Source organism: Lactobacillus nasalidis (assembly GCF_016587775.1).
GTDB lineage: Bacteria > Bacillota > Bacilli > Lactobacillales > Lactobacillaceae > Lactobacillus > Lactobacillus nasalidis.
The window spans coordinates 1-4458 of record NZ_BOCG01000592.1; the positions used below are offsets into that span (position 1 = coordinate 1).

Annotated in this window: 4 protein-coding genes; all 4 read left to right on the forward strand. The window is 57.4% G+C overall.

All coding sequences use genetic code 11. The annotated features are described in order from the left end of the window. A partial coding sequence (locus lacNas_RS11105) for an ATP-binding protein (protein WP_201346870.1) occupies positions 1-1784 on the forward strand: 1784 nt, incomplete at its 5' end. 1 nt (position 1785) lies between these two features. Further along, positions 1786-2736: a 3'-5' exoribonuclease YhaM family protein gene (locus lacNas_RS11110; protein WP_201330052.1), complete on the forward strand. Its 951-nt coding sequence runs from the start codon at positions 1786-1788 to the stop codon at positions 2734-2736. A 342-nt stretch (positions 2737-3078) separates the two neighbouring features. Then, positions 3079-3618, forward strand: a complete 540-nt coding sequence (locus lacNas_RS11115) for a shikimate kinase (protein WP_201330053.1) — start codon at positions 3079-3081, stop codon at positions 3616-3618. Between the two features lie 59 nt (positions 3619-3677). Next, positions 3678-4458: chorismate synthase (aroC, locus tag lacNas_RS11120; RefSeq protein WP_201346871.1), on the forward strand; the 781-nt coding region annotated here is incomplete at its 3' end.

The following is a 4458-nucleotide window of genomic DNA, read 5'->3' on the forward strand; positions in this document are numbered from 1 at the left end:
ACGCCTACCGGCAGCTGGAATTGCGGCGGCTGGCCGCAAGCCGGGAAGCTGACAAGCTGGAAAAAGACCGGCAGGAAATCAGCGGCCGGCTGGCGGCTTTGACCAAGCAGTTCGAGCAGGTGCAGAACTACCAGAACTACCAGCAACTGAAAAAGCAGCTGCGTCCGGTCGCTTTTGACTCTGACCTTTACCAAAAGGCAGTTGACCTGAACGCCCAGATCAAGGCCCTCAAGGCCGCGGTCAAGGAAACGGGCGAAGCGGTTGATCCGGAAGCATTGGCCAAGCGCAAAGAGCAGGTCCGTTCCTGGCGCCAGGAACTCAGCCAGCTGCAGCAGAGCATGGACCTGCTGAACCAGCAGATCAACCAACTCAAGGAAAAGCAGGCCAACCTGCTTGAATTGACGCCGCATTTGGACCAGGTGCAGAAACTAACCATGGACCAGTTCCAGCAGCTTGAGGCAGACTGGGAAGACTGCCAAAAGGCAGCTCCAGCGCCGCAGCCGGCCCTGCCGCCATATGCCGGCTTGATTGTAGCGGCCTGCGGCCTGGCCCTGCTGGCCGTGAACCGGATTTTGGCCGTGCTGGTGATTATTGCCGGCTTGGCCCTGGCGGCTTACAGCTACTTTAAAAAGCCCGCCCCGGGACCAGACAAGGCCGCGGCCTTCAAGGAAAAATACGGCCTTGATCCAGCCAGCCGGCTCGATTCCCTGATCTCGCCCTACCGGGACTTGGCTCTCAGCCGCAAGGACCAGCAGGCTGCCCAAGAGCAGCTGGCCGTTAAGCAAGAGCAGCTCAAGGAGTTGGCCGGCCGCCTTGGCCTGCAGGAAGCCAATCCGGAAACTCTGGCCCGCCGCATCAGCCAGGAAGAAGAGCAAACGGAGAGAGCAGCGGCGGCCCTGCGGGCCTACCAGGAAACCAGCGCTGCCAATCTGAACTACCAAAAGCAGATCAGTGCCTTGACCGACCAGCTTTTGGACATTTACCGGCAGGCCGGGGTCCAAAACCTGGCAGCTTACCAGGATCTGGCCAAGCAGCGCCAGGAGCAGCTGGCCTTAAAGGCCCAGATCACGGCCTTGAGCAACAGCCTGGGCGACCAGCTGGCGGTCTTTGAAGCCGGCTTTGACCTTGACCGCTTCAAGCAGCAGGGCCGGCAGGCCCAAGAGCAGCTGGCCGGCAAGCAGGCAGAGCTTTCAGCCCGCCGGCAGGAAATTGCCAACGTGCTGGCTGAAGAGAAGCGCTATGCCCGCTCCAGCCAGGTGGCCCAGGACAAGCAGGAGCTGGCCGAAATCGCGGACAATTTCCGCCGCGACAGCCAAGACTACTTGGCCAGCCTCCTGGCCGGCGAGGTTATCGGCCGGACCCTGGACCTGGCGTCAAATGACCGGTTCCCGAAGATGCTGAAGCTGGCCCAGGAATACCTGTCCCTGCTTACCGGCGGCCGGTACGGGGAAATCATTTTGCCGGCCAAGATCAGCAAAAAGACCCCGCTCAAGGTGGTCAGAGCCGACAAAAAGAAGATTCCTCTGGCCTATCTGTCCAGGGGGACCCAGGAGCAGCTCTATTTCGCGCTCAAGCTGGCTTTTGTCATGCAGATCAAGGACAAGATCGATCTGCCGATTTTGATTGACGACTCGTTCGTCAACTTTGACGGCCCGCGGACCGGCTATATCGTGAACCTGCTCCAGAAACTGAGCCAGGACAAGCAGATCCTGGTCTTCACCGCGCGGGCAGACCTGGCTGAGGCAGTCAGCCTTGAGCCAATCAGATACACAAGGGAGGACTAGCGTGCTTAAACGTTTGCTGGATTACAATGAAGGGGAAGAGTTTGACCTGGTACTGATCGTCAAAAGTTCCCAGTTACGCCAAGATAAAAAAGGAAACCACTACCTGCTGATGCAGCTGGCCGATTCTTCCGGCAGCATCCGGGCCAATTACTGGCAGGCCAGCGCGGAAGACGCCAACCGTTTCAATGCCGGCACGGTGGTTGAAGCTTCAGGGATGATCGAGGACTACCGCAACCATGACCAGATCAAGCTGTTCAGCATCCATCCAGTCAGCCCCGATGAAGAAGTCGACCTCAGCCAGCTGGTTGCCTCAGCGCCGGCTTCCTCCCAGAAGATGGAAAAGGAGATCTGGGCTTTCGTGGACAAGATTGCCAACCAGCACTGGCATGACCTGGTGACTTTTCTTTTGAAAAAATGGTCCCAGCGCTTTTTCGCCTACCCGGCCGGCAAGTCCAACCACCACGCCTACAAGGGCGGGCTGGCCTTCCACACGCTGACCATGCTTAAAGACGCGCGGGCACTGGCTGACAACTACCCGGCAGTCAACCGGTCCCTGCTTTATGCCGGCTGCATCCTGCACGACATGGGCAAGGTCCTGGAACTTTCCGGGCCAGTAGCCACGCAGTACACTGCTGAGGGCAACCTAATCGGCCACCTGGTCTTGATCGACGAGCAGCTGATGCTGGCTGCCCAGGAGCTGGGGATCGACCTGGCCAGCGAGGACCTGCTTTTGCTCAGACACATGGTCCTGTCGCACCACGGCCGCTATGAATACGGCTCCCCGAAACTGCCAGCCCTGCTGGAAGCCGAGCTGCTGCACCGGATCGATGATTTGGACGCGGCTGTCAATGCCATCACCACCGAACTGTCAACGACCAAACCCGGTGAATTCACGCCGCCACTTTTGTCCCAGGATGGCCGCCGCTATTACCGGCCGCGGCTTGAAGAATAATAAAAAATTTTCCTTTAGTGCTTGACAGAATGCATGAGAGATGTTTTAATAATTTTAATTAAAAAATCATTTTAAAGAGAGGATCAAACGATGAACTTGCTCAGATCAAACATAACTAGTTTCTTTTATGGCTATGCTTATTTCGACTAAAGCGTCTGCTGGTGCGGACGCGAGACGTCCGTATCTCAGCTAGCCAATTGTTTGATGTGCCTGCTAGATACGCAATTCAATCTAGCTGGCCGGGCAGGAAGCCCACTCTTTATCGTAAAGAAACCACTTGGATTGAAGACGTCTTCAAACTAGGTGGTTTTTATTTTTTAGATTATTGAAAGAGTGGACAAAATGAGAATTGTATTAGTTGGCTTCATGGCATGTGGTAAAACGACGATCGGCCAATTGCTGGCCGCCCGGCTCAAGCAGCGGCAGATCGACCTGGACGAGGAAATCGTGGCCCGGGAGGGGCTGGCCATCCCGGAAATCTTCTCCCGTTTCGGCGAGGAACATTTCCGCCTGTCTGAACACCAGGCCCTGCTGGACAACATCGGCCAGGACGCGGTGATCACGACTGGCGGCGGCACGCCGATGCGGGACGACAACGCGGCCTGCCTGATCAATTCCGGTGCCCCGGTGATCCTGCTGGACGCGGAAATCTCTACCATCGTTGACCGAATCGGCAATGACCGCAACCGGCCGATTGCCAACAAGCTGGATCCGGCTGGCCTGGAGAAGCTGAAAGCCAGCCGGCAGAGCCGCTACGAGCGGGTGGCCAGCTTGAAGATTCAAACCGACCAGCTGCGTCCTGAAGAAATCTGTGACCAGATTCTGGATTTCTGCCGGGAATGGAACGACTCTGAAGGCCAGCTGCTGACCGCCTCTCGGTGATTTTTTGAAAAATTTGTCTGGAAGGCCTCAGCCAATTGAGGCAGGAAAAAGGAGAACGTATGTATTATTTAACAGCAGGTGAATCCCACGGGCCGCAATTGACGGCAATTATTGAAGGGCTGCCGGCAGGGCTTAAGATTGACATTGATGAGGTCAACCGCGCTCTGCACCAGCGCCAGGGCGGCTTTGGCCGAGGCGACCGGCAGAAGATCGAAAGCGACCAGGTTGAAATCGTCGGCGGGGTCCGGCACCAGGTGACCTTGGGCGGTCCGGTGGCCCTGGTGGTCAAGAACCGCGACCACGGCAACTGGGGCGAGATCATGTCCCCGACGGCCCCGGAGACGGCGGAAAATTCCCAAAGAAAGCTCGAGCGGCCGCGTCCGGGCCATGCTGACCTGGTTGGAGGGATGAAGTACCGCCACCGCGACCTGCGCAATGTATTGGAGCGGTCATCTGCTAGAGAAACCACCCTGCGGGTAGCTTTAGGCAATATTGCCCAGCAATTTTTGCGGCAGCTGGATATCGATCTGATTGCCTACGTGGCGCAGGTGGGGCAGGTTGCAGCTGATTCAGAAAAGCCACTGGATGTCAGCGAGATCCGGGAGAAAATTTTTCAAAACGACATGCACGTCATCGACCAGGACAAGGTGGAACCGATTCACCGCCTGATCACGGAGACCAAGGAAAAGGGCGACACTTTGGGCGGGATCATCCGCCTGGTGGCCAACGGCCTGCCGGCAGGACTTGGCAGCTATGTCAGCTGGGACACGAAGCTGGATGCCAAACTGGCAGCCGCGGCAGTCGGCGTCAACGCCATGAAAGGGGTCAGCTTCGGGGACG